The 26,547-nt window shown below is 30.5% G+C and carries 25 protein-coding genes; 17 read left to right on the forward strand and 8 right to left on the reverse strand.

Going from position 1 to position 26,547, the window contains the following annotated elements:
- Window positions 1-25 precede the first annotated feature (25 nt).
- The gene (gene ychF / locus KQI41_RS00305; RefSeq protein WP_154440892.1) at window positions 26-1,123 is read right to left on the reverse strand and encodes a redox-regulated ATPase YchF; all 1,098 of its coding nucleotides are present in this window, start codon (window positions 1,121-1,123) and stop codon (window positions 26-28) included.
- Between the two features lie 187 nt (window positions 1,124-1,310).
- Window positions 1,311-2,525 carry an NAD(P)/FAD-dependent oxidoreductase gene (locus KQI41_RS00310; protein ID WP_154440894.1) on the reverse strand — a complete coding sequence of 405 codons (1,215 nt, stop codon included), beginning with the start codon at window positions 2,523-2,525 and terminating at the stop codon, window positions 1,311-1,313.
- Window positions 2,526-2,674: 149 nt separating this feature from the next.
- Here KQI41_RS00310 and KQI41_RS00315 point away from each other — a divergent pair, with 149 nt between their 5' ends.
- The 7 genes from KQI41_RS00315 to KQI41_RS00345 all read left to right on the forward strand — a co-directional run bounded on the left by KQI41_RS00315 (window position 2,675) and on the right by KQI41_RS00345 (window position 9,245).
- Entirely contained in the window at window positions 2,675-3,328 is a 654-nt protein-coding gene (locus KQI41_RS00315; RefSeq protein WP_154440896.1) for a class A sortase, read from the forward strand.
- A gap of 87 nt (window positions 3,329-3,415) precedes the next feature.
- On the forward strand, window positions 3,416-4,582 hold the full coding sequence (locus KQI41_RS00320) for a glycoside hydrolase family 18 protein (protein WP_154440898.1): 1,167 nt from the start codon (window positions 3,416-3,418) through the stop codon (window positions 4,580-4,582).
- Between the two features lie 120 nt (window positions 4,583-4,702).
- Window positions 4,703-5,629, forward strand: a complete 927-nt coding sequence (locus KQI41_RS00325; protein WP_154440900.1) for a DMT family transporter — start codon at window positions 4,703-4,705, stop codon at window positions 5,627-5,629.
- Window positions 5,630-5,634: 5 nt separating this feature from the next.
- Window positions 5,635-6,504, forward strand: a complete 870-nt coding sequence (locus KQI41_RS00330; protein ID WP_216584560.1) for a tRNA 2-thiocytidine biosynthesis TtcA family protein — start codon at window positions 5,635-5,637, stop codon at window positions 6,502-6,504.
- 49 nt (window positions 6,505-6,553) lie between these two features.
- A complete protein-coding gene (locus KQI41_RS00335; protein WP_216584561.1) occupies window positions 6,554-7,807 on the forward strand; it encodes a DEAD/DEAH box helicase in 1,254 nt (417 codons plus the stop codon).
- A 20-nt stretch (window positions 7,808-7,827) separates the two neighbouring features.
- Window positions 7,828-8,577 (forward strand): exodeoxyribonuclease III, encoded by a 750-nt coding sequence (locus KQI41_RS00340; protein WP_154440906.1) that lies wholly within the window; start codon window positions 7,828-7,830, stop codon window positions 8,575-8,577.
- Window positions 8,574-9,245 carry a YczE/YyaS/YitT family protein gene (locus KQI41_RS00345; protein WP_154440908.1) on the forward strand — a complete coding sequence of 224 codons (672 nt, stop codon included), beginning with the start codon at window positions 8,574-8,576 and terminating at the stop codon, window positions 9,243-9,245. The genes KQI41_RS00340 and KQI41_RS00345 overlap by 4 nt, the downstream gene beginning before the upstream one ends.
- Window positions 9,246-9,257: 12 nt before the next feature.
- Here the strand turns inward: KQI41_RS00345 and KQI41_RS00350 are convergent, their stop codons facing one another.
- The 3 genes from KQI41_RS00350 to KQI41_RS00360 are packed head-to-tail and all read right to left on the reverse strand — an operon-like array spanning window position 9,258 to window position 11,966.
- Entirely contained in the window at window positions 9,258-9,944 is a 687-nt protein-coding gene (locus KQI41_RS00350; protein WP_154440910.1) for an MBL fold metallo-hydrolase, read from the reverse strand.
- Window positions 9,945-9,954: 10 nt separating this feature from the next.
- Window positions 9,955-11,307 carry a HAMP domain-containing sensor histidine kinase gene (locus tag KQI41_RS00355; RefSeq protein ID WP_154440912.1) on the reverse strand — a complete coding sequence of 451 codons (1,353 nt, stop codon included), beginning with the start codon at window positions 11,305-11,307 and terminating at the stop codon, window positions 9,955-9,957.
- Window positions 11,304-11,966, reverse strand: coding sequence for a response regulator transcription factor (locus KQI41_RS00360; protein WP_216584562.1), 663 nt, complete (start codon window positions 11,964-11,966; stop codon window positions 11,304-11,306). The genes KQI41_RS00355 and KQI41_RS00360 overlap by 4 nt, the downstream gene beginning before the upstream one ends.
- A gap of 169 nt (window positions 11,967-12,135) precedes the next feature.
- Here KQI41_RS00360 and htrA point away from each other — a divergent pair, with 169 nt between their 5' ends.
- From htrA to phnE, 8 genes are all read left to right on the forward strand, one after another.
- Window positions 12,136-13,380: a serine protease HtrA gene (gene htrA, locus KQI41_RS00365; RefSeq protein ID WP_229768581.1), complete on the forward strand. Its 1,245-nt coding sequence runs from the start codon at window positions 12,136-12,138 to the stop codon at window positions 13,378-13,380.
- 159 nt (window positions 13,381-13,539) lie between these two features.
- The gene (locus KQI41_RS00370; RefSeq protein WP_216584563.1) at window positions 13,540-14,235 is read left to right on the forward strand and encodes a DUF5058 family protein; all 696 of its coding nucleotides are present in this window, start codon (window positions 13,540-13,542) and stop codon (window positions 14,233-14,235) included.
- Between the two features lie 25 nt (window positions 14,236-14,260).
- Window positions 14,261-14,950: a hypothetical protein gene (locus KQI41_RS00375; RefSeq protein ID WP_154440918.1), complete on the forward strand. Its 690-nt coding sequence runs from the start codon at window positions 14,261-14,263 to the stop codon at window positions 14,948-14,950.
- Between the two features lie 22 nt (window positions 14,951-14,972).
- Window positions 14,973-16,352 carry an amidohydrolase gene (locus KQI41_RS00380; RefSeq protein ID WP_216584564.1) on the forward strand — a complete coding sequence of 460 codons (1,380 nt, stop codon included), beginning with the start codon at window positions 14,973-14,975 and terminating at the stop codon, window positions 16,350-16,352.
- Window positions 16,353-16,470: 118 nt separating this feature from the next.
- The gene (locus KQI41_RS00385; protein WP_154440922.1) at window positions 16,471-18,093 is read left to right on the forward strand and encodes a PucR family transcriptional regulator; all 1,623 of its coding nucleotides are present in this window, start codon (window positions 16,471-16,473) and stop codon (window positions 18,091-18,093) included.
- 164 nt (window positions 18,094-18,257) lie between these two features.
- Complete coding sequence (locus KQI41_RS00390) at window positions 18,258-19,130, forward strand: phosphate/phosphite/phosphonate ABC transporter substrate-binding protein (protein WP_154440924.1); 873 nt, start codon at window positions 18,258-18,260, stop codon at window positions 19,128-19,130.
- The gene (phnC, locus tag KQI41_RS00395) at window positions 19,131-19,862 is read left to right on the forward strand and encodes a phosphonate ABC transporter ATP-binding protein (protein WP_154440926.1); all 732 of its coding nucleotides are present in this window, start codon (window positions 19,131-19,133) and stop codon (window positions 19,860-19,862) included. It begins immediately after the preceding gene.
- On the forward strand, window positions 19,834-21,411 hold the full coding sequence (phnE, locus tag KQI41_RS00400; protein WP_216584565.1) for a phosphonate ABC transporter, permease protein PhnE: 1,578 nt from the start codon (window positions 19,834-19,836) through the stop codon (window positions 21,409-21,411). The genes phnC and phnE overlap by 29 nt, the downstream gene beginning before the upstream one ends.
- Window positions 21,412-21,437: 26 nt before the next feature.
- On the opposite strand, the gene KQI41_RS00405 is transcribed toward phnE, so the two are convergent.
- The 3 genes from KQI41_RS00405 to msrB all read right to left on the reverse strand — a co-directional run bounded on the left by KQI41_RS00405 (window position 21,438) and on the right by msrB (window position 24,846).
- Window positions 21,438-23,021, reverse strand: coding sequence for an ABC-F family ATP-binding cassette domain-containing protein (locus tag KQI41_RS00405; RefSeq protein ID WP_154440928.1), 1,584 nt, complete (start codon window positions 23,019-23,021; stop codon window positions 21,438-21,440).
- A 240-nt stretch (window positions 23,022-23,261) separates the two neighbouring features.
- On the reverse strand, window positions 23,262-24,200 hold the full coding sequence (locus KQI41_RS00410) for a DDE-type integrase/transposase/recombinase (RefSeq protein WP_216584566.1): 939 nt from the start codon (window positions 24,198-24,200) through the stop codon (window positions 23,262-23,264).
- 187 nt (window positions 24,201-24,387) lie between these two features.
- Window positions 24,388-24,846 (reverse strand): peptide-methionine (R)-S-oxide reductase MsrB, encoded by a 459-nt coding sequence (msrB, locus tag KQI41_RS00415; protein WP_154439617.1) that lies wholly within the window; start codon window positions 24,844-24,846, stop codon window positions 24,388-24,390.
- A gap of 112 nt (window positions 24,847-24,958) precedes the next feature.
- On the opposite strand from msrB, the gene KQI41_RS00420 reads away from it, so the two are divergent.
- Both KQI41_RS00420 and KQI41_RS00425 read left to right on the forward strand, forming a co-directional pair.
- On the forward strand, window positions 24,959-25,240 hold the full coding sequence (locus KQI41_RS00420; RefSeq protein WP_154439616.1) for a DUF6199 family natural product biosynthesis protein: 282 nt from the start codon (window positions 24,959-24,961) through the stop codon (window positions 25,238-25,240).
- A 243-nt stretch (window positions 25,241-25,483) separates the two neighbouring features.
- Window positions 25,484-26,419: a hypothetical protein gene (locus tag KQI41_RS00425; RefSeq protein WP_154439615.1), complete on the forward strand. Its 936-nt coding sequence runs from the start codon at window positions 25,484-25,486 to the stop codon at window positions 26,417-26,419.
- Window positions 26,420-26,547: the final 128 nt, after the last annotated feature.

Below are 26,547 nucleotides of genomic sequence, written 5' to 3' on the forward strand. Positions count from 1 at the left end.
AAGGCTAACTAACCTTGGGTTTTTTCTATACATTAAATCTAAATAATACTACATCTCCATCTTTCATTACATAGTCTTTTCCTTCAATTCTTACAAGTCCTTTTTCCTTAGCTGATGTCATGTTTCCCCCATGTGCCATTAAATCATCAAAGGCTATTACTTCTGCCCTAATAAATCCTCTTTCTATATCAGAGTGGATTTTACCAGCAGCTTGAGGGGCTAAGGTTCCTTTTTTAATAGTCCAGGCTCTAGCTTCCATAGGTCCTGCAGTTAAAAAACTCATAAGTCCTAATAAACTATAGGAAGCTTGTATAAGTTTATCAAGACCAGATTTTTCTACTCCTAAATCATTTAAGAATTCCATTTTTTCTTCATTATCTAAAAGTGAAATTTCTGCTTCGATTTGAGCACTAACAACTACTACTTCTGCATTTTCAGAACTAGCATATTTTCTTATTTTTGCTACATAAGGATTTGAGTCACCATTATTTCCTAAGTCTTCTTCAGATACATTTGCCGCATATATTACAGGCTTTGAGCTTAAAAGGTTAAAGGTTTTAACTATTTCCTTTTCCTCAGGAGATAAATCCAATGTTCTTATGGATTTTCCTTCCTCTAAAGATTTCAATACCCTTTGAATTATTTCTACTTCTGCAGCCAATGACTTATCTGATTTAGCCATCTTCTGTGATTTTTGAAGTCTTCTTTCTAATTGTTCCATATCAGAAAACATTAACTCTAGGTTTATAGTTTCTATATCTCTAAGGGGGTCGATATTTCCTTCTACATGGACAACATCTACATTTTCAAAAGCTCTAACTACATGAACGATAGCTTCAACTTCACGAATATGAGATAAAAATTTGTTTCCAAGACCTTCTCCTTGACTAGCTCCTTTTACAAGTCCTGCTATGTCATAGAATTCTATTGCAGTTGGAACTGTTTTCTTAGATGTATAAATTTCTGCCAGCTTGTCTAGTCTTTCATCTGGTACTGCAACTACTCCTACATTTGGCTCTATAGTGCAAAATGGATAGTTAGCAGATTCTGCACCTGCTTGAGTTATTGCGTTAAAAAGTGTACTTTTTCCTACATTAGGTAGTCCTACGATTCCAAGTTTCATCCTTTATTTCCTTTCTATGATAAAAATTTTAAATTTCTAACAAAAAACTACTATACAAAAGAAAATTATACAGTATATAGTCCATAAGTTCAATAATAACATGATGATAAAGATATTTAAGGACCTTGAAACTATCAAGGCCCCCATAAAAGTTATAGAATTAAAATTTTAAATATATTGTAACTCCTTATTTACTTTTCAACTCTTGAATAAAATTATCAAAGGATATATTCTTGTAGTCAATATTTTCAATGCTAGTTTCCTTTTCAATTGCAGATTTTAATATAGCAGAAGATTTTATATTTCCTACAACTATGGCCCCTATGATTTTCTTATCTTTAATAAAAATTTTATTATATATATTCTTATCTACATTTTCATCTAAAATAATATCAGTAGCCATATCTTCATCTATTATTCCCATGGAAAATAAAGATATATCAAAGGCATTTAAGGTAGTTACTGGAGTAATATCTTCATATATAGTATCCTTATCTGCAATATTATATCCAGCAACTTTTCCTTGATTGAGGGCAATATTCCACAGTCCGAATATATGTCCATTATATTCTGCTGCATCTCCAGCAGCAAAGATTTCTTCCATATTTGTTTTCATTTTTTCATCTACAATAACTCCCCTATTTAATTTTAGAGGAGTATCTTTTAAAATCTCTATATTGGGACTAGCTCCTATGGAATATATTATTGTATCACAAGTATATGTTTTACCATCACTGGTTTTGAAGCCATCTACTTTACTATTACCTAGTATTTCACTTACTTCACAGTCAAATAGTATCTGAACATTATTAGCATATATATTGTTTTCTAATATTTTAGATGCTTTACTATCTAATTGTTTTGCCATAAGTCTATTACAATTATGAGCTACGGTGACTTCTTTATTCATTTGAGATAATATCCATGCTGTTTCTAAGCCTTGCACTCCCCCTCCAATTATTAGGATTCTTTTACTGTCCTTAAATCCATGGGCAATATTCCAAGCATCTTGAAGTGACCTCAAGGTATATATCCCTTCCTTATCAATTCCAGGAATTTCAGGCTTCATATTACTGGAACCAGTTGCAATTAATATTTTAGTGTAACTAATTAAGCTATCATCAAATAATTTCACTGTCTTTTTATCTGTATCTATGGATACCACCTTAGTACCTAGATATAAATTTACGTTATTATCATCATACCATACCTTTTTTTGAAGCAATATATTGTCTTCCTGAAGAGTAGACAGCAGGCCTTTTGAAAGTCTTAATCTACTATATGGATAAAATACTTCTTCTCCAAATAAGTGAATTTCACTTTCTGCATCTATTTCCCTTATGGACTTTATGGCAGAAATTGCAGCTATACCATTGCCTATTATAATTATTTTATCTTGCATTTATTTTATTCCTTTCTAATATGTTTTTATTAGTTTGTTACAATTATTATTTTAAATACATATTTGAAAACAAATAAAAATTTAAAAATAATAATGTGGGTAAATATGGAATATAAATTTAATTCTTATTCAAAATTTGAGGTGACAAAATGAGAAAATTTATTTCTACAATTATAATTATAATAGGTGTTATATTATTATTTATTCCACATATAAACAACCTGATTATTCAGCATAATATTAATAACACCAGGAATGTATTAAAGGAAATTACTTCAGAGGAAATAATAAAAAATAAAAATACAGAGGGAATTTATGATTACGATAGCATAAGGGATATTGAAATCAATACAGTATTATGGGAGATTAAAGATTTTGATAATAAAAATATTATAGGTCAAATTGCTATACCAGATTTAGGTATTGATATTCCCATATTAAAGGGTACTACTAACTCCAATTTATTAATAGGGGCTACAACTATGGTAGAAGGTCAGGAAATGGGTGAGGGGAACTATCCTTTAGCAGGTCATCTTATGAAAAACAAATCTCTTTTATTTGGAAGTCTCATGGATATAGAAATAGGAGCTTTAGTAAAGATAAGCGATAAAAATATGATTTATGAATATAAGATTTATGATACAGTAGTGGTACCTGATGAAGCTCTTAATATGTTAGACAATAGTAAGGCTGAAAAGAGAGGCAGACCGATTATATCTTTAATGACCTGTTATTATTCTTCTAAAACGGGAAAAAGGTTTTTTGCATTGGGAGAATTAGTAGATACATATACTTATCCATAATTCCCAAGATTTACAGCTTGAAAAGGAATTTAAAAACCTATAGGATGAAAATATAGTATAATTTTAAAAGAGGAGCTGGTTGGTTTTATGGTAAATACTATAAATAGTAAAAAAATAGTATTTTCATCTTTGGTCTTTATATTAATATTAAGCTTATTATCTATAACCCCTACTGCTTTAGCCAGTAGGGTAGAAGGTCTTGAAAAGAAAGTGGTAGGATATTATACATCTTGGTCGGCTTATTCAGGCTACACTCTAGATAAAGTTGATGTTACTAAATTGACTCATATTAATTATGCCTTTGCAAATATTAATGAGGAACTAAAAGTAGTATTGGGAGATGCCTATATAGATTCTATTAATCTACAAAAAATAGGAGAAATCAAAAGGATTAATCCAAATCTCAAGGTATTAGTATCAGTTGGAGGATGGTCATGGTCAGATAAATTCTCAGATGTGGCTTTAACAGAGGAGTCTAGAATTACATTTTCAAATAGTTGTATAGAGTTTATGAGGGAATATGGATTTGATGGAATCGACATAGATTGGGAATTTCCAGTGAGCGGTGGACTTCCAACTAATAAATATAGACAGGAAGATAAAGAAAATTTTACACTTTTACTAAAATCATTAAGGGAAACCTTTGATACTCAGGGTAAGATAGATGGTAGGTCTTATATATTGACTATTGCAGGTGGGGCATCAAGTATGTTTACTGACAATATTGAATTAGAAGAAATTCATAAATATATAGACTTTGCAAATATTATGAGCTATGATATTCATGGTTCTTGGGATAAATATACAGATTTCAATTCACCACTATATATCAATAGTGAATCTTTAAATAATATTAAACTCAGTATAGATGAATCTATGAAAATCTGGATAAATAGGGGTTTTCCTAAGGAAAAAATAGTCATGGGAATTTCATTTTATGGAAAGCAGTATGATAATGTAAGTCCATGGAACAATGGACTATATCAGGTCTATAATGGAATATCAACCATTGGATATGGAGACATAGCTACTAAATATTTGAATAAACATGGAAACAATAGATATTTTCATTATGGATCATTAATGCCATGGATTTATAATGGGACAAGCTTTATAACTTATGAAGACAAAGAATCCATTTTTTATAAAACAGATTATATTAAATCAAATGAATTGGGTGGGGCAATGATTTGGGAATTAAGTGGAGATTCTAATGGATTTTTACTAAACCAGCTTTATAACGGATTAAAATAGATAACTCATAAACCTAGGCTTTAAATTAAGCCTAGGTTTTGCTATGTTGCAGATAAGACTAAAAGTATGATATATTATTCTAGATAAGGATTATCTTGGTTATTAAAGGGGGAAGTTTATTTGAGAAATAACAAATATTTACCTATATTTTCGGCAATTATATATTCAACTATATTTGGATTTTCTTTTATGTTTTCTAAAATAGGACTCAAAGTCATGACACCAATAGAACTTATAGCATTTAGGTTTTTATTGGCAGCTTTAACAATGACTTTGCTTAAAATCTTTGGAATTATTAAGGTAAATTTAAAAGGAAAGAGTCTAAAGATTGTATTACTTACATCTATTTGTGAACCAGTATTATATTTTTTATTTGAGTCTTTGGGAATAAATATGACTTCTTCTTCAGAGGCAGGTCTTATGATAGCTTTGATACCTGTATTTGTAGCTATATTTAGTATGATATTTTTACATGAAAGACTTAGTCCTATTCAATTGGGGTTTATAGTTTTATCTGTTGGGGGAGTAATTTTTATTAATATAATGAAAGATAGTTTAAGGCTATCAGGCAATTTTTTAGGGATTATATTTTTATTTTTTGCTATAATATCATCTTCTTTCTATAATATTGGATCGAAAAAATCTTCTATAGATTTTACACCTGTTGAAATTACATATGTTATGATGTGGATAGGTGCTATTTCATTTAATACTGTACTTATTATTATAAATCTAATAAAAGGAAATATGAGAAACTATTTTGCACCATTAGCTCATAGCCAAGCAATAATCCCATTACTATATTTGGGAATATTATCATCAATAGTTGCTTTTTTTATGGTTAATTATACAATATCTAAAATACCAGTATCCCAATCGTCAGTCTTTTCCAATCTTTGTACAATAGTATCAATATTTGCTGGAGTTGTAATATTAAAAGAGGACTTTTTTTGGTATGATTTTATTGGAGCGATTGTGATTTTAATAGGAGTATGGGGAACAGTATATTTTGAAGAAAAAGAAGAAATATTAGGTCAATTGGAGTGATAGATATGGATGAAAAAAATAATGGAATAAAGGGAACAGGCTGTGAAATATTAGTTCCTTTTAATGATAGAAAACCATTAAAGGATATAGAAAGAAGTATTATAAAGACCTATAGAAAAAATATATGGTCTAAGTTTATTAAGGCAATAAAGGAGTACAATTTAATAGAAGATGGAGATAAAATAGCAGTTGCCATATCAGGGGGGAAAGATAGTCTTCTTATGGCAAAGCTTTTTCAAGAGTTATATAAAAATGGGAATCAAAATTTTGAATTAGAGTTCATTGCCATGGATCCTGGGTATCATAAGGACATACGCAGTCTTTTAGAAGATAACTGTAAGTATTTAGATATACCTGTTTCTATATATGATGCAGATATATTTCAAGTTGCAGATAAAATAGCCAATGATTATCCTTGCTATATGTGTGCTAGAATGAGAAGGGGCTCCCTATATGGAAAGGCTCAAGAGCTAGGCTGTAATAAATTAGCTCTAGGACACCATTTCAACGATGTAATAGAGACTACTATGCTGAATTTATTGTGTGCAGGTAATTTTAAGACTATGATGCCTAAGCTAAAGGCTCAGAATTTTGAAAACATGGAATTAATAAGACCATTATATTTAGTGGAGGAGAAATATATTCAAAGGTTTATTCAAAATGCTGGAATATGGCCTTTAAACTGTGCTTGTATGGTGGCAGCTAAGAAAATAGGAAATAAGAGATATGAAATAAAAGATTTATTAGAAGGACTAAGGAAAGACTTTGCCAATGTGGATATGAATATATTTAGATCCGCAGAGAATGTAAATATGGATGGAATATTAGGGTGGCAGAAAAATGGAGAAAAACATTTATTTTTAGAAGAATATTAGAATTTATTAAATAAAGAGTGTAATAATATATAAGAAGGAAGGTGTTCTAATGTCAGAAAGTTTTAAGAATCTTGGAATAAGTAAAGAACTGGAATCTATATTAAATAAAAATGGAATAACAGAACCTACACCTATTCAAGAAAAAACCATAAAGGAATTAATAAATGGACGTGATGTAGTAGCTCAGGCTCAAACAGGAACAGGTAAGACTTTAGCATTTTTATTGCCAATTATACAGAAAATAGATGCAAATAAGCCATATATACAAGGACTAATTATAACTCCAACTAGAGAACTGGCGATTCAAGTTACTAATGAAGCCAAAAGGCTTATGGGTGAAAAGGAAATAAATATTTTAGCTGCCTATGGTGGTCAAGATGTGGAGCAGCAAATAAGAAAGCTAAAAAATGGAATTCATTTGGTAATAGCAACTCCTGGAAGATTGTTGGATCATATGAGAAGGGAAACCATAGACTTTGGCAGACTTAGTTTTTTGGTACTAGATGAAGCAGATGAAATGCTCAATATGGGATTTTTAAAAGATGTGGAAAGTATTATAGTAAGTACACCAAAGACTCGTCAGACCATGTTGTTTTCAGCTACAATACCTAATGAAATAAGATCACTAGGTAAAAGATTTATGAAAAATCCTTTACAAATCGAAATACAAGGAAAGAACATTACCTTAGATGAAATAGAGCAGATAGTTATAGAAACTACAGAAAGAAAAAAGATAGATACACTTTGCAAATTAATTGATGAATATAATCCTTATTTAGCAATTGTATTTTGCCGCACAAAGCAAGGAGTAATTGCCTTAAATGGTGAATTGCTTTCTAGGGGATATAATACAGACGAACTTCATGGAGACCTTAGTCAAGCTAAAAGGGAAAGGGTAATTAAATCCTTTAGAACTGCAAAGATTCAAATTCTTGTGGCGACAGATATTGTAGCTAGAGGTTTAGATGTAGAGGGAGTAACCCATGTTTTTAACTATGATATACCAGGAAATGTAGATAGTTACATTCATAGAATTGGGAGAACTGGAAGAATTGGAAATTTAGGTACTGCAATTACTTTTGTAACAGAGAGAGATAGAGACGATTTAGCATTAATTCAAAGAAAGGTCAAGGCAGATTTAAAGACTAAAAAAGTAGAAAAGGATAGGGGAAAAGATGTAAGGAAACCAGATAATAAACCTGAAAAGAAAAAGAGTGAATCTAAGGAATATAAATTTGAAAGGACTAAAGGCAGTGGTCCTAGATATGCTTTTAAAAATAAAAAGAATAGTAAGAAAAAGTAATGTTTAGGGGGACGATTTAAATGAAATTGATTTCTTGGAATGTAAATGGACTTCGTGCTTGTGTAGGTAAGGGCTTTTTAGACTTTTTCAATGAGATAGATGCAGATATATTTTGTATTCAAGAGACAAAATTACAAGAAGGGCAAATTGACTTAAACCTAGAAGGTTATTATCAGTATTGGAACTATGCAGAGAAAAAAGGATATTCGGGAACTGCTGTATTCACAAAGATAGAACCTATATCAGTTAGTTATGGACTTAATATAGAGGAACATGACAAAGAAGGCAGAGTTATTACCTTAGAATATGATGATTTTTATTTAGTAAATGTCTATACTCCAAATTCTCAAAGAGAACTGGCAAGATTGGACTATAGAATGAAGTGGGAAGATGACTTTAGGGAATATCTAAAATTGTTAGAAAATAAAAAACCTGTGGTACTGTGTGGAGACTTAAATGTTGCCCATAAGGAAATAGACCTTAAAAATCCTAGTACCAATAGGAAAAATGCAGGTTTCTCTGATGAAGAAAGAGAAAAGATGAGTTTTCTACTAGATTCAGGATTTGTTGATACATTTAGACATTTTTATCCAGATAAGGAAGACGCTTATACTTGGTGGTCATATATGAGACAAGCTAGAGATAGGAATGTTGGCTGGAGAATTGACTACTTTATAGTATCAGAAGCATTAAAGGATAGAATAAAATCAGCATCTATTCATTCAAGTATACTTGGTTCAGACCATTGTCCAGTAGAGGTTATTCTATGAAAAAAACTATTCTAGGTTTTATAAGACTCTTTATAGGGTATTTTGTATGTGCCATAGGTATGGTAATGACTATTAATGCCAACTTGGGAGTATCTCCTTGGGATGTATTTCATCAAGGACTTGGAAATGTATTTAATCTGCCTATAGGAAGAGCAAGTATAATTGCAGGATTTATTATAATATTTATTGATATATATTTTGGTCAAGATATTGGCTGGGGAACTATTTTCAATATGATATTTATTGGAATATTTGTAGACTTTCTAATGCTTAATAGGTTGATACCTATATTTAATGGATTTTTTCCAAGTTTAATTATGATGCTTCTAGGGATGCTTGTTTTGGGATATGGTTGTTATATATATATTGGAGCAGGATTTGGTGCAGGACCTAGAGATGGATTGATGGTAGTACTAACTAAAAAGACTAATAAATCAGTAAGATTTGTAAAAAACTCTTTAGAAATAATAGCAATAATAATAGGATACTTTTTAGGTGGTTCCGTAGGTATGGGAACTGCCATAATGTCCATAGCTGGAGGATATTTCTTTCAGTTTGCATTTAAAACAGTAAAATTTAATGTAGCAGAAGTAAATCATAGATATATTAAAGAAGATATAAGGTTTTTAAAGGATAAATTCATAGCAGTAGAAAAAGGTGAAGTATAATCTTCACCTTTTTTAAAGTTCTATTATTTGATTTCTGTGGGTAATTTCCACAATATTAGTATCAATATCCCCTATTTTGTGGATAAAGTCTAAAGAAGTATGGAACTTATCCCCAAAGTGCATTGAAAAAAAGTATTTTGGCTTTATCTCTTTAATAAAGTATTCACCACCAAAACTAAAGGCTGATTCTAGTCTAGGATCTACTGGGAAAAAAGCTATATCTACATTAAGCTCTTTTATTTTTTTAATTTCTTCTTTAAAGGATTTTTCCATACTGATTTTTTCTTCTTCTGTATCATCATTCCAATACCACCAATTTAAGTCTCCTGCATGGAATATATCTATACCGTCTACATTGACGAAGAAAGATACACCCATATCTGTAGAACCAAAGGTTTTAATACTTACATTATCTAAAGTTAAACTTTCATAGACATCCATTTTATATATTCTCTTATTTGAATCCATAATCTTTATATCTGAACTAAATACATAATCAACGTCTTCTCTATTATTTGACCACTCCAATATCTCAGAATTAAAATGATCATCATGGGAATGGGTAGAGAATATTATGGTTTTTTTATCTTTTAGTGATATATTACCTTTATAGTAGTCAAAGACTAAAAGGAAGTTTTCTGTTTCTACAGTAAATCCACTATGAAATATATGCTCTACTTTTACATTTAATTTATTCATATCATCACTCCTAACTATGAATCTCTACATAAAAGGATACCCCTTTATTTTCATTTATAGCAAATATATTAGAATTATATGAGTTGAGAATTTTATTTACTATGGCAAGACCTAAGCCAAACTCACCTTTATATCCCTTGTTGAATTTATTAAATAGGGTATCTAAAAGTTCATCTTCAATGGGTGGTCCATCGTTCCATACTCTCAAGATAATCTTATTATTTATATTTTTTAATGAAACAAGAATTCTTTTATCCGCATATCTTATTTGATTATCTAGAAGGTTTTCTATTACGATTCCCCATTGTTCCTTATCTCCTTCCATAAATATAGGATTAAGCTCTAAGTTCCAATGAATATCTGTTCTGCGCCATGACAATCTATCTATAACCTCTTGAATTAATGAGTCAAGAGAAAATCTTATTTTATCCGTTTCATGATTAGATAAGTAGTCTAGTTTGGTTAAATATAACAGGTCTTTAACTTTCTTTTCTAGTCTTTTAGATTCTCCTTCAATTACGTCTATGGAACATTCTAAGGTACCTTTTGGATATATGCCGTCTTTAATAGCTTCGGTATAGGATTGTATAACCATTACTGGAGTTTTTAATTCGTGGGAAACGTGCTGTAAAAAGGACTGCTCTGCTTCATCTTGACGTATGAGCTGATTTCTTAAATATTCTACAGATTTTCCAAGTCTTCCGATTTCATCTTCTCTATTTAACTCTATAGGCTCATTCCATTCATTATTGGCTAATTTTTCTACTCTTTTTTCTAAATCCACTAATGGTTTAGATAAATATCTAGACAATAATATGGCAGGAATCCAGCTAAATAAGAAAACAACTACCATAACTCCTATAAGTTTTCTAAATAGAGTTTGAACTAAATCTTCTCTATAGGAGTCTCCCATATAAGAAACTAGAAACGCATCTCTATTTAGTGCTTTACCCTTTGTAATTATATAAAATACTTTTTCATTTCCTATGGAACCAGAGTATTCTTGGCTAATGTTTTTTTGATTTAAGGCTTCATTTTGTACTTTTTCTAGAAACTTTGCAGGCATAGAAAGATTTAAGGGACTTTTATTATCAGCATAAAATATAAAATGTCTTACAGTTCTAATATTTTCTAGTAATTGTTCATCTCGGCCAAAGAAGTCTGAACCAATGTAATCCCTATATATATCACTATCAAATTGATTAAATACTAAGTCTTGGGCAGAAGTAATTGTTGCATAAATCTCCCTAGTAAAAAAATCTCTTAAAGTGGAAGGCAGTATAAAGGATAACAGCAAGGAAATAGATAAGGTAATAATAGCTATGATAATCCAAATTTGAAGGGATAAGGGGTAATTTTTCATTTTTCATTCACCCTATATCCGTAGCCATAGACCGTTTCTATATCAAGCTTTGGCAGTTTTTTTCTAACTCGTCTTACTAAATCATCAACTACTCTGTCAGAACCGAAATAATCATCTCCCCATATAATGTCTAGGATTTGTTCTCTAGACAATGCCATTCCAGGATTTTTAGCAAAATACACAAGTAATTCGTATTCTTTAGAAGTAAGATCAATTGTTGCTTCTCCATATTTTACTATTCTGCTGCTTTCATTGATATTGTAAGGTCTAAGATTTAATATATTAGAATTATTTACATTGAATCTATCTAGGATATTTTTTGCTCGAATAACCAATTCTCGAGGTAAAAAAGGCTTAGGTAAATAATCATCGCTGCCTAGCTCTAATCCTACTACTCTATCAATGTCTTGGTCTCTGGCAGAAATAAAAATAACTGGAACATTTGGAGTTGTATTTTTTATTTCTTTAATTAGTTGGTATCCATCAACATCTGGAAGCATTATATCTAAAATCCACAAATCAGGCGGAGTATTGATTACTTTTTCTGCATCTCCACCATTTAAAAAGGAAGATACATTCCAGCCTTCTTTTTTTAAATATGAAGATAATACTAAGTTTAAGTTTTCATCATCTTCTACTAAATATATTTTATAGGACATATTATCACCCCATTATAATTTACACTTGTTTACACATATTATAACAAATATTCCAATAATAAAAAATAAATCCCACAACAAAAACATAATTCCCCCATATTATTTTCATACTCTTAGTTTATTATTAGAAGTAATAAATAACTTATAATTAAATAAGGAGGTAGATATTATGGATGAAAATAGAGATTATAATATGAATGAAAATGAAATCAATGAAAATGTAGAAATGACAGAAGAAAACTATAAAATACCGGAAGATATTTATATCTATAAAAGTTCAGAAGATAATTCAGAAAAGGATAAGAAGAAGAAAAGAAAGTTTAGAGGAAGTTTATTCTCTTATATATCTTTAGCATTAGTGGCATCTATTATTGGAGGCTTAGCTTCTACTTATATAGGACCGAGTTTATATGGAAAAGTGTTGCCAAACCCTAATGCTAATCAATATGTATCAACACCAGTAAATATAACTACTAATGATAGCATAAATACAGTATCTGCCGTGGCTAAAAAGGCCATGAGTTCAGTAGTAGGTATAACATCTGTAGAAGTACAGCAATACTTCTTTTCACAGCAGGAAGTAGAAGGTGTAGGTTCAGGAGTTATAATAGACAGTAATGGATATATCCTTACAAACTCCCATGTAGTTGCTGATGGTAATGCTAAAGAGGTAAATGTATTGTTTGAAAATGGAGATAAGAAACCAGGTACAGTGCTTTGGAATGACTCGGCTTTGGACCTTGCCATAGTAAAAGTGGAAGCTACAGGACTTCCAGTGGCAACTTTAGGGGATTCAGACAAACTAGAAGTTGGTGAAATAACTGTGGCTATTGGAAATCCATTGGGATTAGAATTTCAAAGGTCAGTTACATCAGGTATAATATCTGGACTTCATAGGTCAATTCAAGTAAGCTCCAATAATATAATAGAAGATTTAATACAGACAGACGCTTCTATTAACCCGGGAAATAGTGGAGGACCTCTTTTAAATAGTAAAGGTGAAGTAATAGGTATAAATACAGCAAAAATAAAAACAGCAGAAGGTTTAGGATTCTCTATTCCTATAAATGAGGCTAAAGCAATAGTAGAGGAAGTAGTTAAAAATGGATCTTATAAAACTGTGTTTTTAGGAATATCAGGTATTTCAGTTGAAGACTATCAAGCAAGACTTGGAGTTCAGCTTGCAGAGAACAGTGGAGTTATATTGATCCAAGTATCAGAAAATACTCCCGCATCTAAGGCAGGTTTAGTAAATGGAGATATAATAACTAAAATAGATGATATAAAAATAGATAATATGAGTAGTTTGAAAAAAGCATTATACAGATACAAACAAGGTGATAAAGCTAAATTAACAATTATAAGAAATAATACAGAATCACAAATTGATATAGAATTTACAGATGTAAAATAAACTGTAAAAAACAACCTATGAGTAGCCCCCCTTCTCATAGGTTGTTTTTTATATGAAAAAATTTTCAAAAATTTGATAAAATAATGAAAGTTTTTGCGTTGAATACATATATGCTATGGTGATACCATATAGTCAAACAACGACTAAGGAGGAATACTTATGGATTATTTAAAAATAGCAAATAGCTTTCCAATGTGGTTGGCAGCAGGTCTTGCCATAACATTAGCATTATTTCAAGCAATTATTTTTGCTAAAAAATCTTATAGTACAGGAAAAGAAATAGGGCTTACTGATAACCAGATGAAGAGCGCTATGAAAAGTAGTTTTATCACATCTCTAGGACCTTCAGTAGTAATTTTAACAGGACTTTTATCATTATTAGTAACAGTAGGTGGTCCCATGGCATGGATGAGGTTATCATTTATAGGCTCCGTAATGTTTGAAATGATGGCAGCAGGCTTTGGAACAGAGGCAGTAGGAGTTAAGATGGGAATAGATCCAATGACAAATATAGCTTTTGCAAATGCAGTTTGGACAATGATACTTGGTTCCATAGGTTGGATAGTATTTGCTACATTAACAGCAGACAAGATGGAAAAGGTACAGACTAAGTTTTCCAAAGGTGATAAAGGAATGTTAAGTATTATATCTGTAGCAGCTATGCTAGGATCCTTCGGTTCATTGGTGTCAGGCCACCTATTGGCAATGAATAAAAATACAATGGCAGCACTAGCTGGCGGGGCTATAATGCTTATTCTATCTCCAATAGCAGATAAGAAGAATATAAAATGGCTTAAGGAATGGGCTTTAACCTTTGAATTATTTGGTGGAATGTTAATAGCTGCAATAATATAATTTTAAATAATAGGAGGACAAGACCATGGAAAAAAACAGTCAATATGATGGAATCTATTTACCATATATAATTAAGTGGGGAAGGATAACAGGTTGGTTAGGAGTATTATTATCCTTTGGACCAGCATTAGTACTTGCAGTAGTATATAAACTGATGCCACCTGTATCTGCAATTATAACAGCATTTATAGCTATAGCATCAGCAGTAGGTATAAACTGGGTAGTTGAACCAATATCATATTTCCCTATAGTTGGAGTGCCAGGAACATATATGGCATTTATAACTGGAAATATTTCAAATCTTAGGATACCAGCCGCAGCTGTATCTCAAAATGTTGCAGGTGTAGAGCCAGGAACAAAAGAAGGAACTATTATAGCTACATTAGGCATGGCTACATCAGTTATTGTAAATATAGTAATATTGGCTTTAGGAGTATTTGCAGGTACTGCAGTTTTAGAATCGTTACCAGAAAGTGTAGTTGCATCATTTAACTTTCTGTTACCTGCATTATTTGGAGCTATATTTATACAATTTGCTCTTAAAAAGTTGAAATTGGCACCAATAGCCTTAGGAATAGCACTAGTTTTAACATTTGCATTAAATTCAGGAGTATTTAGTTTCTTACCTGGTAAACCAAGTTATATAGTTACATTAGGTGCAGTATTTGGAACTATTGGTATAGGTACAGCTTTATACAAAAAGAAACTTATATAAAAGTATTTAAGGAGGGTGTATATTGAATAAATCAGATGTATTGAAATATTTAAATGATATAGGTGAAGAAGTAAAAGATTTAAGCTTAAAGGTATGGAATAATCCTGAGACTTCTGGAAATGAAAAAGAATCTGCTAATTTATATAGACAAATATTAAAGGACTATGATTTTAAAATAAAAGAAGTAGATGGGATGGAACACGCTTTTATTGGTGAATATGGAAGTGGCTCACCAGTGATTGCAGTATTGGCAGAATACGATGCACTGCCTGGATTATCTCAAGCTTTAGATACAAAGTTTAACCCAGTAGAAGAAAATGGACCAGGTCATGGTTGTGGACACAATCTTCTAGGCAGTGCCGCATTAGGTGGGGTACTTGCAATTAAGAAATATTTAGAAGAAACAAAAACAAAAGGGACAATAAGATTCTATGGCTGTCCCGAAGAGGAGACTTTAATAGGTAAAGTAAAGATGATCAAAGCTGGAGCTTTTGAAGGATGTGATTTAGCATTAAGTTGGCACCCCATGAATGCTAATACTGCTTTAGAAAGCGCATTTTTATCAAATAACTCTATTAAATTTAAGTTTCATGGAATATCAGCTCATGCAGCTGCATCTCCAGAGTCTGGCAGATCTGCACTAGATGCTGTAGAGTTAATGAATGTAGGTGCAAACTATTTAAGAGAGCATATTATAGATTCAGCTAGAGTCCACTATACCATAACAAATGCAGGTGGGGCTCCAAATATTGTTCCAAAAGAAGCAGAATCTTGGTATTTCGTTAGAGCACCTCATAGAAAAGATGTAGATGATATAACTGAAAGATTAATCAAGGTTGCACAAGGTGCAGCAATGATGACGGAAACCACAGTTGACTATGAGGTACTAGGTGGATGTTATGAAATGTTGCCAAATAAGGTGTTATTTGATTTAACTCATAAGAATATGGTTGAAATTGGTTCACCAGAATATACAGAAGAAGAATTACAATTTGCAAAAACAATACAAGAAAGTTTAGATCCAAAATTAGTAGGAGCTGAAGCAAAGAAATTTATATCATCAGACAGCAATACAAAAGTATATCTACATGAAGGTGTATTGGAAAAAGAAAAGTCCAGTTCCATAGTAGTTGCAGGTTCTTCTGATAGTGGTGATGTTTCATGGATAATGCCAATGAATTTATTCTTAACTGCTACCTGGCCATTGGGAGTTCCGGCTCATTCATGGCAGGCTACTTCATCATCAGGCTCATCTATTGGAATAAAAGGAATGTTATATGCAGCAGAAATATTTTCAGGTATGATGTATGATGTATTAAATAATCCTAATATAGTAAAAGAAGCAAAGGATGAATTTAATAGGAGAACAGAAAATAATAAATATATAAGTCCACTTAGATAATAAAATAAATAGAGATTCTTTACACTTTAACATTATTATATATGTGTAAAGAATCTCTTTCTTATATATATAATGATTTGTGGTATAATATTAGAATCAAATATAAGCAGGTGATATTATGGGTTTAACCGTTAGGGAAATGTTAGGAGCAGAATTTTTTAAAGACTTCAAGGTTATAGGAGGTCACGAAGGATTAGACAAGCAAATACAAGGGATTGCAGTATTTGATGCACCAGATGGCTACAATTGGACAAAGGGAAGAGAGCTTATTATATCATCAGGTTATTTATTTCAGCAACAGCCTAAACTATTCCAAGAATATGTTAAAACCGATGTATTCAGGGAAATATCAGGTATGGGTATTAAGCTGGATAGATACATAAAATCTGTTCCAGATAATATTATAGCTATATTTAATGAATATAAGATTCCACTAATAAGTATTCCCAAGAGACCATCTTGGATGGATATTATGTACCAGCTTAATGTTTTAGTAATGAATAGAAATATTAAACAATTTAGAATAAGAAATATAAACCCAAGAAGTTTTTCAAATCTGAGTTATCAATCAAGAAAAATAAATAAAATATTATCACAAATGGAGGGAGAAATGAATTTTCCTTCTATGTTATATGATTTATCCTCTGAAAAAGCATATTATAGTTCTCCTGAATTTATAAAACTTATGGAGGACTTAAATATAGAGGATTTCTGGAAACCATCCTTTGATTCTACTCAGGAAATACTATGTGATAATTTAAATATAATAAGATATCGATTTATAGATGAGAAATATGATAAACCATATAGTTGGATAACTATTCCAATTACAGTAGAAGATAAAATAAAGGCTTACTTTGTAGTAGTTGAGGCTACAGGACTTATAGATTATTTTGACCAATTTGCATTACGTATAGGATTTTTACTTTTACAATCCTTATATGAACAAATATTAGTAGCTCAAAGTATAGGTGATACAGGTTTTGAAAACTTTATAAACGAAATAATAACAGGGGCATTATCTAATGATGAAATCATTTCTAAAAGAGCCAGTGATATAGGATTAGATATAAATTTAAATTATTATCTAGTATTAATGAAGGAAAAAGGAAAAAAGTCTCATTCTTCTAGTAGTAGAAAGGAGCTAAAAGAAGTAATAAATAGCAGTATATCACATATGCAGGCTAGAATAGCTATGATTGATGATAGTAGTTGTATTTTTTTAATTCCAGTGGAAGATAGTATTTCTTATGAAAGGAATTTACAGGAGATGGAAAAGTCTGCTGAGACTTTCAAAAAAAGAATAGAGTCTAAAATTGATAATACAGAAGTAGTTTTTGGTGTTTCAGATATAAGTGATACAGTATTTGAAATAAAGAGAAATTATACAAGATGTTTACAAGCCATAAAAATGGGGCAATTATTATATCCAAAGGAATATTACCTAAAGTATTCAGACTTAGGAGTATTTGCATGGATGGATATAAAGGAAGATGAGTTAGAAATAATGTTGAAAGATATAAAGCTTTTGACTGAAAACCCTGAATACAGAGAACTTATAGAAACTTTAAGGGTTTATTTAGAATGCAAAATGAATTATAGTCTTACTGCAAAGCAGCTTTTTATACATATAAATACAGTTAGAAAAAGAATAGGAGAAATAAATGATTTAATAAACTTTGATATAGAAGACTCTATGAATAGATTGAAACTTGAAATTCTATTAAAGTTAATTAAGTAAAATACTCCTAACAAAGAAGATAGCTAATGGCTATCTTTTTTAATGAAAAATAAAGAGTAACGATACAGATGGCAATGCGATTAAAATATCTTAAAAGTGTATTGCAATTAATATAAAAGTGTAGTATTCTGTAATCAAGAATTTAGATTTAAGGGGGAAGTATAATGAAAAAAATGATGGTTTTTTTATTGATTGTAACCTTGGTTATTCCAATTATTGGTTGTACTCAGAAAAAGGAAGAGGTTATTAGAATGGGATTTGTTCCCATGAAGGATGGAGATAAGTTAATAGAGTCTGTAGAGCCTTTAACAGAGATTTTATCTAAGGAACTTGGAGTTAAGGTAGAGGGATTTACAGCCACTAATTATGTAGGTGTAGTAGAAGGACTTGGGTCAGGTCAAGTTGATTTTGGATTTATTCCTCCATTTGCCTATGTATTAGCTAATCAAGAAAGTAATGCAGGTGTTATACTTACAGCATTGAATAAATCTGGAGAAGCAAAATATCGTTCCCAATTCTTAGTAAGAAATGATAGTGGAATTGAAAGCTTTTCAGATGTAAAGGGTAAGAAAATAGCATTTGTAGACCCATCTTCCACATCAGGATATTTATTTCCTGGAGCACATTTAATTAAAGAAGGTATTGATATAGAGAAGGATATAGAATATGTATATGCTGGAGGACATGATAAAGCTTTACAATTACTATTAAATGGTGATATTGATGTAGCCACTACCTTTGTTGATGCAAGAGATAGATATAAAGAGGATTTTCCTGATGCTATGGAAAAGACTAAAATCCTAGGATATACAGATTATATTCCAAATATATCTGTAACTATAAGAGGAGATATGGATCAGGAACTTCAGGAAAAAATAAAAAATGCTTTACTGAACCTTGCTAAATCGGAGGAAGGATTAGAGCTTTTAAAAGAGTTATTTAATATGTATGGATTTGAAGAAGCAACAGATACTGATTATGAAATCATAAGAAATACAGCAGAGTTTATGAATGTTGATTTAAAAGAGGGAAATTAAATGCTAAGACTAGAGCATATTACAGTTTCATATGATAGAAAGATACGAGCTGTAGATGATATAAGTTTAGAAGTCGGGCAAGGAGAATTTGTAGGAATAATAGGTTCATCTGGAAGTGGGAAGTCTAGCGTATTGAAATCCATAAACTTATTGGTTAAACCTATAAAGGGAAAAATCTATATAGATGATGTAGATATAATGAGTCTTAAAAATTCTCAGCTTAGAGCTGTAAGAAGAGAGATAGGTTTTGTCTTTCAGGATTATAATCTAATAGACAGGTCATCAGTTTTAGACAACGTATTAGTAGGAAGGCTTGGATACAAGTCTTCTTTTCACTCAATGTTAGGAATATTTACTGATGAGGATTATAAAAGGGCAGAGAAAGCATTGATTCAAGTAGGACTAAGTGAAAAAATATTTGAAAGATCAGATCAATTAAGTGGAGGTCAAAAACAAAGAGTTGCCATAGCCAAGACTTTATGTCAGAGTCCTAAAATAATATTAGCCGATGAACCTGTGGCTAGTCTCGATGTATCTACTTCTCAAAATATAATGGATTATTTTAAAACCATCAATGAGAAAAAAAATATTACCATATTAATCAATCTTCATGATGTAAATCTAGCAAAAAAATATTGTAATAGGATAATAGCTCTAAAAAGAGGTAAGCTTTTATTTGATGGAAAAGCAGGTGAGTTCAAAGATGAATTCTTTAAAGAAATATATGAATAATAAAAGAATATATAGATATTCGTATTTACTGGGGATATTTATTATTTTAATTTATTTAGGATATAAAGTGGATTTTAGCTTTATTAGATTGTATAAAGGTTTGCCTAGTATGATGGACCTTATTGAAAGGGTTTTGAAGCCAAACTTGCTATATAGTAAAGAAGTAATTGAAAAATTAATTGAGACAATTCAAATGGCAATAATTGCATCTTTAATGGGGTTAGTATTGTCGTTGCCTTTTTCTTTATTTACAGCAAATAATATTACACCTAATAAGTTATTGGGAAGTATACTAAATGGATTGTTCTCTTTTCTTAGGACTATTCCAAGTTTAATATGGGCAGCTTTGCTAGTAAGTATATTTAGTATAGGAAAATTTTCAGGAATTATAGCTCTTGGAATTATTGGTTTTTTAATGTCTTTAAAATTATTTAGAGAGTACATTGAATCCATTAAAGAAAATCAACTAAACTCTATTAGGGCCATAGGAGCAAGTTCCATACAGGTATTGAGATATTGTGTTCTTCCATATGTATTTGAGCTATCTGTTTCTGTATTCTTTATTGTATTAGAAACTAATATTAGGGCAGCAGCTATATTAGGGTTAGTTGGTGCTGGTGGAATAGGTCAGATTATGTGGAAGGATCTAAATCATTTGAGATATGATAATGTGGCTACTATAATATTGATTTTATTTTTGACTATTTTAGCAATTGATTTACTGAGTTTATTTATTAGAAAACATTTAAATAAAAAAAATATTAAGTTTACAGATATAAAAGAGCATAAAAGATTTCAAATATGTAAAATAATCTATATGCCTATGATATTTGTAGTGCTATTATATATTATATTTAAATCCTTAGATATAGATTATACTAGATTAGTTCTTGGAATAGGGCAAGGTATGGATATTATAAGGAGAATGGTAAAAGTGGATATATCTTATTTTCCTAAGATGATAGAGGGAATAAGGGAAAGTTTTTTTATAGCCATATTTGCCACCATAGTAGGAGGGGCGTTTTCTTTAATATTTTCATATTTAACAGCATATAATACTTCTCCTAAAAGGACAATATCCTTAATTTTTAAAGGTTATATAAATATTTTGAGAACATTTCCACCACTAATAACAGCCATAATATTTTTTCGTGGAGTAGGTCCAGGACCTTTAGCTGGAGCCATAGCTCTCAGTATTTACACAACAGGTGTACTTACAAAAATGTATAGTGAGGTATTGGAAAATACTCAAAGGAATATTCAAGACAGTATAATCGTAACAGGAGCAACTAGATTTCAAAGCTATATACATGGACTGCTACCTCACACATTTCCAAGTTTTATAGGATTATTATTATATAGGTTAGAATCTAATATTAGAAATTCTACTATTTTAGGTGTAATTGGTGCAGGAGGTGTGGGAACTGCCCTAACCATTAATATAACATGGAGAAATTGGGAAAAGGTAGGACTACTCCTTATTGGAGTTTCCATTATGATAATCATAATAGATAAATTAAGTCAATATTTAAGAAAAGTGTTTTTATAAAAAAATTCTATTAAAAGGCTAGCCTTTTAATAGAATTTTTCTATATATTCTTCATAAGTCATCATTCTATCGTTGAATCCATCAGGTTTTATCTCAATTATTCTATTGGCAATAGTTTGGATAAACTCATGGTCATGAGATGTAAATAATACATTGCTCTTAAAGTCCTTTAAACCATTATTTACGGCAGTAATAGACTCGAGGTCTAAATGGTTTGTAGGCTGGTCAAGAACTAATACATTTGAATTATTTAACATCATTTTAGATAACATACATCTTACTTTTTCTCCTCCAGATAATACTTTGGCTTGTTTTAGAGCCTCTTCTCCAGAGAATAACATTCTTCCTAGGAAACCTCTTAAATATATTTCAGATTGTTCTTCGGAAAATTGTCTTAGCCAATCCACAAGATTTAAGTCTACATCATTGAAGAATTCTGAGTTATCATTGGGGAAATATGATTTAGTAATAGTAACTCCCCATTTATAGCTTCCGCTATCAGGTTCTATTTCTCCCATTATAATTTTAAATAATGTAGTTATACTTATTTCATCTCCAATAAAGGCAATCTTATCTCCTTTATTTACTCTAAAACTAATATTATCTAATACTTTTACTCCATCTATAGTTTTTGATAAATCTTCTACAGTTAATATTTCGTTACCGACTTCTCTTTCCATAGTAAATCCAACGAATGGGTATCTTCTAGTGGAAGGTACTATATCATCTAAAGTAATTTTTTCTAATAACTTTTTACGTGAAGTTGCTTGTTTAGATTTAGAAGCATTGGCACTAAATCTAGCAATAAAGGATTGTAATTCCTTAATCTTATCTTCTTTTTTCTTGTTTTGGTCCTTCATCATTTGAAGTGCTAACTGACTTGATTCATACCAGAAGTCGTAGTTTCCAACAACCATCTTTATTTTACCAAAGTCAATATCTACCATATGAGTACATACTTCATTTAAGAAATGTCTATCATGAGATACTACTATAACAGTACCTTCAAAATCTCCTAAGAAGGTTTGCAGCCATCTTACAGACTTTACATCAAGGTGGTTAGTAGGCTCATCAAGGATTAGTATTCCTGGCTTACCAAATAAAGCTTGGGCAAGTAATACCTTAACTTTTTCATTACCAGTTAAATCGGCTACTTTCTTTTCATGTAGAGAAGTGTCGATTCCTAAACCTTGTAATAAAGATGATGCCTCAGATTCTGCACTCCATCCATCCATTTCGGCAAATTCAGCTTCAAGTTCAGAAGCCTTTATACCATCTTCATCAGAGAAGTCTTCTTTGGCATATATTGCATCTTTTTCAACCATTATTTCATATAATCTTTTGTTACCCATGATTACTGTTTGAATTACACTGCAGTCATCATATTGGAAGTGATCCTGTTTAAGTACAGACATTCTAGCATTTTTCTCAATGGAAACATCACCAGTATTAGGTTCAATTTCACCAGATAATATTTTAAGAAATGTACTTTTTCCAGCACCATTGGCTCCAATTACACCATAACAGTTTCCAGGTGTAAATACTAAATTAACATCATCAAATAATTTTTGTGACCCATATCTTAAACTTACATTATTTACATTGATCAATTTTTTTCCATCCCTTACTTAAAAATTTACATTATAATATTATAACATAGACAAGATATAAAGTCATATATAAATAAAGTTTTATTTAGGAATATTCTAGAGAAGTCAAACATATGTGACACAGACCTCTGAAAAATTTTCTCTGAATAATGCTGTGGTTTTCTTAAATTGCTAGTAATTATTTTGTCAAGGAGGAAAGCGATAGCGATCCTTGATTAAATAATTATTAGTAATACCATCTTAAGCAGCATTTTTAGAGAAGTACTCCTCAACTATTTCATTTGGCGTCTTAAAGTTAAGAATTTTCCTTGCTATGTTATTGTATTTGTTACTATATCTTCTAAATGACTTCTCCATTTCTTTATAGCTACTAAACCGTCTTCTGCTGTAGAATAATTCATTATCTATCCTATGACTACGCTCTACTATACCATTTTGCCATGGTGAATATGGACGAATACGTTTGTGTTTTATATCTAGCTTTTCTAAATACTTTTCAAATCTAGTTTTCTTATTTGTAATATCTTGATCATTAACAAATTCGATTCCATTATCAGTTTGAACCAATTCAACTTTAAATCCTAATTTATCTTCTAATCGTGTTAAAAAGTTAGATGTACTATATGTGCTAAGTTCATTAACTAATTCTAAATATCTCTTTCTTGAATATTCATCAATAGCTGTTATTTGGTAGTATCTGCTATGATTACTTGCAAAGCCAATACATTCATTTGGAACATACTTTACATCTATTTGTACTCTTTCCCCTGGATAAGTAGCAAGGTTTTTATGATAGTTAGATTTAGGATAGCTCACTCTTTTCTTTGCTACATTTAATTTCATTTTTCTTATCTGTCTACACATAGAATCATAGGTTCTTTTATACCCTGCATCTCTTAACTTACGATATATCTGTGCATAACCTTCATGCTGATGGTATCGATGCTTATATCTTATTAAATCTAACTCTTCTTGAGTATGTTGATTAGGATGTGACTTTGGTCTTGTACTTCTATTGGCCAAGGATTTTACATCACCATCATATCTTTTTCTCCAGCGTTGAACTTGCTGACGGCTGGTATGGTATTTTCTAGCTGCCTTAGCATTATTATCATGTTTAATTGCATATTTAACTACCCTTTGACGAAATCTCATCTCTTCTGTTATAATTGTTTTCATAAGGAAAGATCCCTCCGATTTTTGTTTGTTATGGTAAACAACATTATATCAGAGGTCTTTCCTTTTTTCATATTTACTTGTCACAAATGTATTGTCTCATATCAAAATAAAGTTTTATTTAGGAATATTTTGAAAAAGTAGGTTAAATATATACATTTAAACTAAAAAATAAAGAGACTAGAGGTTTCTAGTCTTTTTTTCTAAATAAAATAAGATATTCACCATACCCTTCTTTTTCCATATCCTGTTTCTTAATAAATTTAAGGGAAGCACCATTTATACAATATCTAAGTCCTCCTTTATCCTTAGGACCATCTGGAAACACATGGCCAAGATGAGAGTCTCCATATTTACTTCTTACTTCAGTTCGAATCATACCATGGGATAAGTCTCTTTTTTCAATTACATGACTATCTTCTAAGGGTTTAGTAAAACTAGGCCATCCACACCCTGCATCAAACTTATCATTTGAACTAAATAGTGGTTCGCCTGAGACTATATCCACATATATCCCTTCCTCATTGTTTTCGTTATATTCATGGGTAAAAGGTCTTTCTGTTCCACTTTTTTGGGTTACACGATATTCTAAATCATTTAATTTTTCCTTTATTTCTTCGTCACTTGGTTTTATATATTTATTATTCATATATTCACTCTCCTTAAAAATATATTACCCAAATATTTAGATTATATTGTAATGAGTTGTTAATTTTATGATATGATAAAATAAGATGGTAAAACTAGGAAGGAGTGATTAAATGGCAGAGCTTATTATTACTGTGATTATAACATTACCCCTTTTAATAATTCTAATTTATGGAATTATACATCCCGAAGAGTTGGCATCTTGGGGATATAAGTGGAGATACAAAGGAGAACCAGAGCCTACAGAGGAGTATATAAAATATACTCGTGCGTCTTCAGTAATAGGATTATTATTAATTATATCCATTATAATCTTTTATTTTAGTACCTTATATGGTTTAATATTTTTCATACTATCAATATCCCTATCCCTATATTATTTTTTAACTAGATAAACCAGTACTATATTTTTTCAAAAATAATATTTAGAAAGAGAAGTAAATCATGATAATGATAGAGACAATAAAAGGACAGTCATTTTATTAATGGAGAAAGAAGTGTTTTATATATACAGTAATTTAGACTTATTAGATAAAGGGAATAGCAAGTAAATTCAATGATAAATAACATAGTCCTAGGCTTTTGCTCTAGGACTTTTGTGTTATAATTAGCTTAATAGAATATTGGGAGGGATGTATATGTATAGGGGAATTAATGAAGAGATTTATGAATTAAAAGAAAGGCTTAGAACAAAAGAAAAACTTGATTCATTTAGAATTATGACCATGGAAGAATTGAATAAGCAAAAACAAAATTTACAAAATTTAAGAGATATATTGAAAAAAGAAGAAAAGGACGTAACTAAGCTTGAAAGTATGAGTCTATCAACTTTTTTCTTTGATTTAATAGGCAAGAAAGAAGATAAATTAGATAAGGAAAGAAAAGAATATTTAGCAGTTAAAATGCAATATGATGAATGTATTTTAGCCATAAGGGAATTAGAAGACGAGATAAAAAAATGTGATAAAGAATTAATGAATTATTCAAGTGTAAAGAAAGAATACGAAGAAGCCATAAAGAAAAAGCAGGAAATGATAATAAATGAAGATGGAGATAAAGGAAGAACACTAAGAGATTTATTAGATAAGCAAAATGAATTAAAGTTAAATATAAAAGAAGTCAAAGAAGCCATAAATGCAGGGAAAAATGCGTCAGGTGCATTGTCACAAATGATGGAGCCCTTAGACTCAGCTAGAAATTGGGGCATATGGGATATGCTTGGCGGCGGATTTTTTACAGATATGGTAAAACACTCTAAAATAGATGATGCTAATAAGATGTCCTACGATGTACAGCAATGTTTAAAGAGGTTTCAAAAAGAGTTAAATGATGTAAATGAATTTACAGATATTACAGTAGATATTGGTTCTTTTGCTACATTTGCTGACTTTTTCTTTGATGGACTTTTTGCTGATTGGTTTGTACAGTCAAAAATAAATGAATCCATATCCAATTTAGATAATGCAAACACAAAAGTAGGAGATATAATAGAAGATTTAAATAGGGACTTGACTATAATGGAAAGCCAACAGGAGTCTATAGAGACTAAAATCAACAAATTATTAGAGAGATAATAGTTTTGTTTTTACTTTTAATAAGCAATGGATAATCTGTTAGGATATATTTATATAATGAAGCTTTACTAAAGACCTTTGATAAATATATAAAGTTTTATTTATTTAAGGATAAGTAAAATTGAATA

This window comes from Tissierella pigra (assembly GCF_018917845.1).
In the GTDB taxonomy this organism is placed as follows: Bacteria; Bacillota; Clostridia; order Tissierellales; family Tissierellaceae; genus Tissierella; species Tissierella pigra.

Coding starts and splice junctions, on each gene's coding strand:
- KQI41_RS00310 (WP_154440894.1), bottom strand. CDS start 2,525: ATGCAAGATAAAATAATTATAATAGGCAATGGTATAGCTGCAATTTCT.
- msrB (WP_154439617.1), bottom strand. CDS start 24,846: ATGAATAATAAATATATAAAACCAAGTGACGAAGAAATAAAGGAAAAA.
- ychF (WP_154440892.1), bottom strand. CDS start 1,123: ATGAAACTTGGAATCGTAGGACTACCTAATGTAGGAAAAAGTACACTT.
- phnE (WP_216584565.1), top strand. CDS start 19,834: ATGAATTCTTTAAAGAAATATATGAATAATAAAAGAATATATAGATAT.
- KQI41_RS00320 (WP_154440898.1), top strand. CDS start 3,416: ATGGTAAATACTATAAATAGTAAAAAAATAGTATTTTCATCTTTGGTC.
- KQI41_RS00355 (WP_154440912.1), bottom strand. CDS start 11,307: ATGAAAAATTACCCCTTATCCCTTCAAATTTGGATTATCATAGCTATT.
- phnC (WP_154440926.1), top strand. CDS start 19,131: ATGCTAAGACTAGAGCATATTACAGTTTCATATGATAGAAAGATACGA.
- KQI41_RS00330 (WP_216584560.1), top strand. CDS start 5,635: ATGGATGAAAAAAATAATGGAATAAAGGGAACAGGCTGTGAAATATTA.
- KQI41_RS00375 (WP_154440918.1), top strand. CDS start 14,261: ATGGAAAAAAACAGTCAATATGATGGAATCTATTTACCATATATAATT.
- KQI41_RS00350 (WP_154440910.1), bottom strand. CDS start 9,944: ATGAATAAATTAAATGTAAAAGTAGAGCATATATTTCATAGTGGATTT.
- KQI41_RS00360 (WP_216584562.1), bottom strand. CDS start 11,966: ATGTCCTATAAAATATATTTAGTAGAAGATGATGAAAACTTAAACTTA.
- KQI41_RS00425 (WP_154439615.1), top strand. CDS start 25,484: ATGTATAGGGGAATTAATGAAGAGATTTATGAATTAAAAGAAAGGCTT.
- KQI41_RS00390 (WP_154440924.1), top strand. CDS start 18,258: ATGAAAAAAATGATGGTTTTTTTATTGATTGTAACCTTGGTTATTCCA.
- KQI41_RS00410 (WP_216584566.1), bottom strand. CDS start 24,200: ATGAAAACAATTATAACAGAAGAGATGAGATTTCGTCAAAGGGTAGTT.
- KQI41_RS00385 (WP_154440922.1), top strand. CDS start 16,471: ATGGGTTTAACCGTTAGGGAAATGTTAGGAGCAGAATTTTTTAAAGAC.
- KQI41_RS00420 (WP_154439616.1), top strand. CDS start 24,959: ATGGCAGAGCTTATTATTACTGTGATTATAACATTACCCCTTTTAATA.
- KQI41_RS00315 (WP_154440896.1), top strand. CDS start 2,675: ATGAGAAAATTTATTTCTACAATTATAATTATAATAGGTGTTATATTA.
- KQI41_RS00335 (WP_216584561.1), top strand. CDS start 6,554: ATGTCAGAAAGTTTTAAGAATCTTGGAATAAGTAAAGAACTGGAATCT.
- htrA (WP_229768581.1), top strand. CDS start 12,136: ATGGATGAAAATAGAGATTATAATATGAATGAAAATGAAATCAATGAA.
- KQI41_RS00340 (WP_154440906.1), top strand. CDS start 7,828: ATGAAATTGATTTCTTGGAATGTAAATGGACTTCGTGCTTGTGTAGGT.
- KQI41_RS00370 (WP_216584563.1), top strand. CDS start 13,540: ATGGATTATTTAAAAATAGCAAATAGCTTTCCAATGTGGTTGGCAGCA.
- KQI41_RS00345 (WP_154440908.1), top strand. CDS start 8,574: ATGAAAAAAACTATTCTAGGTTTTATAAGACTCTTTATAGGGTATTTT.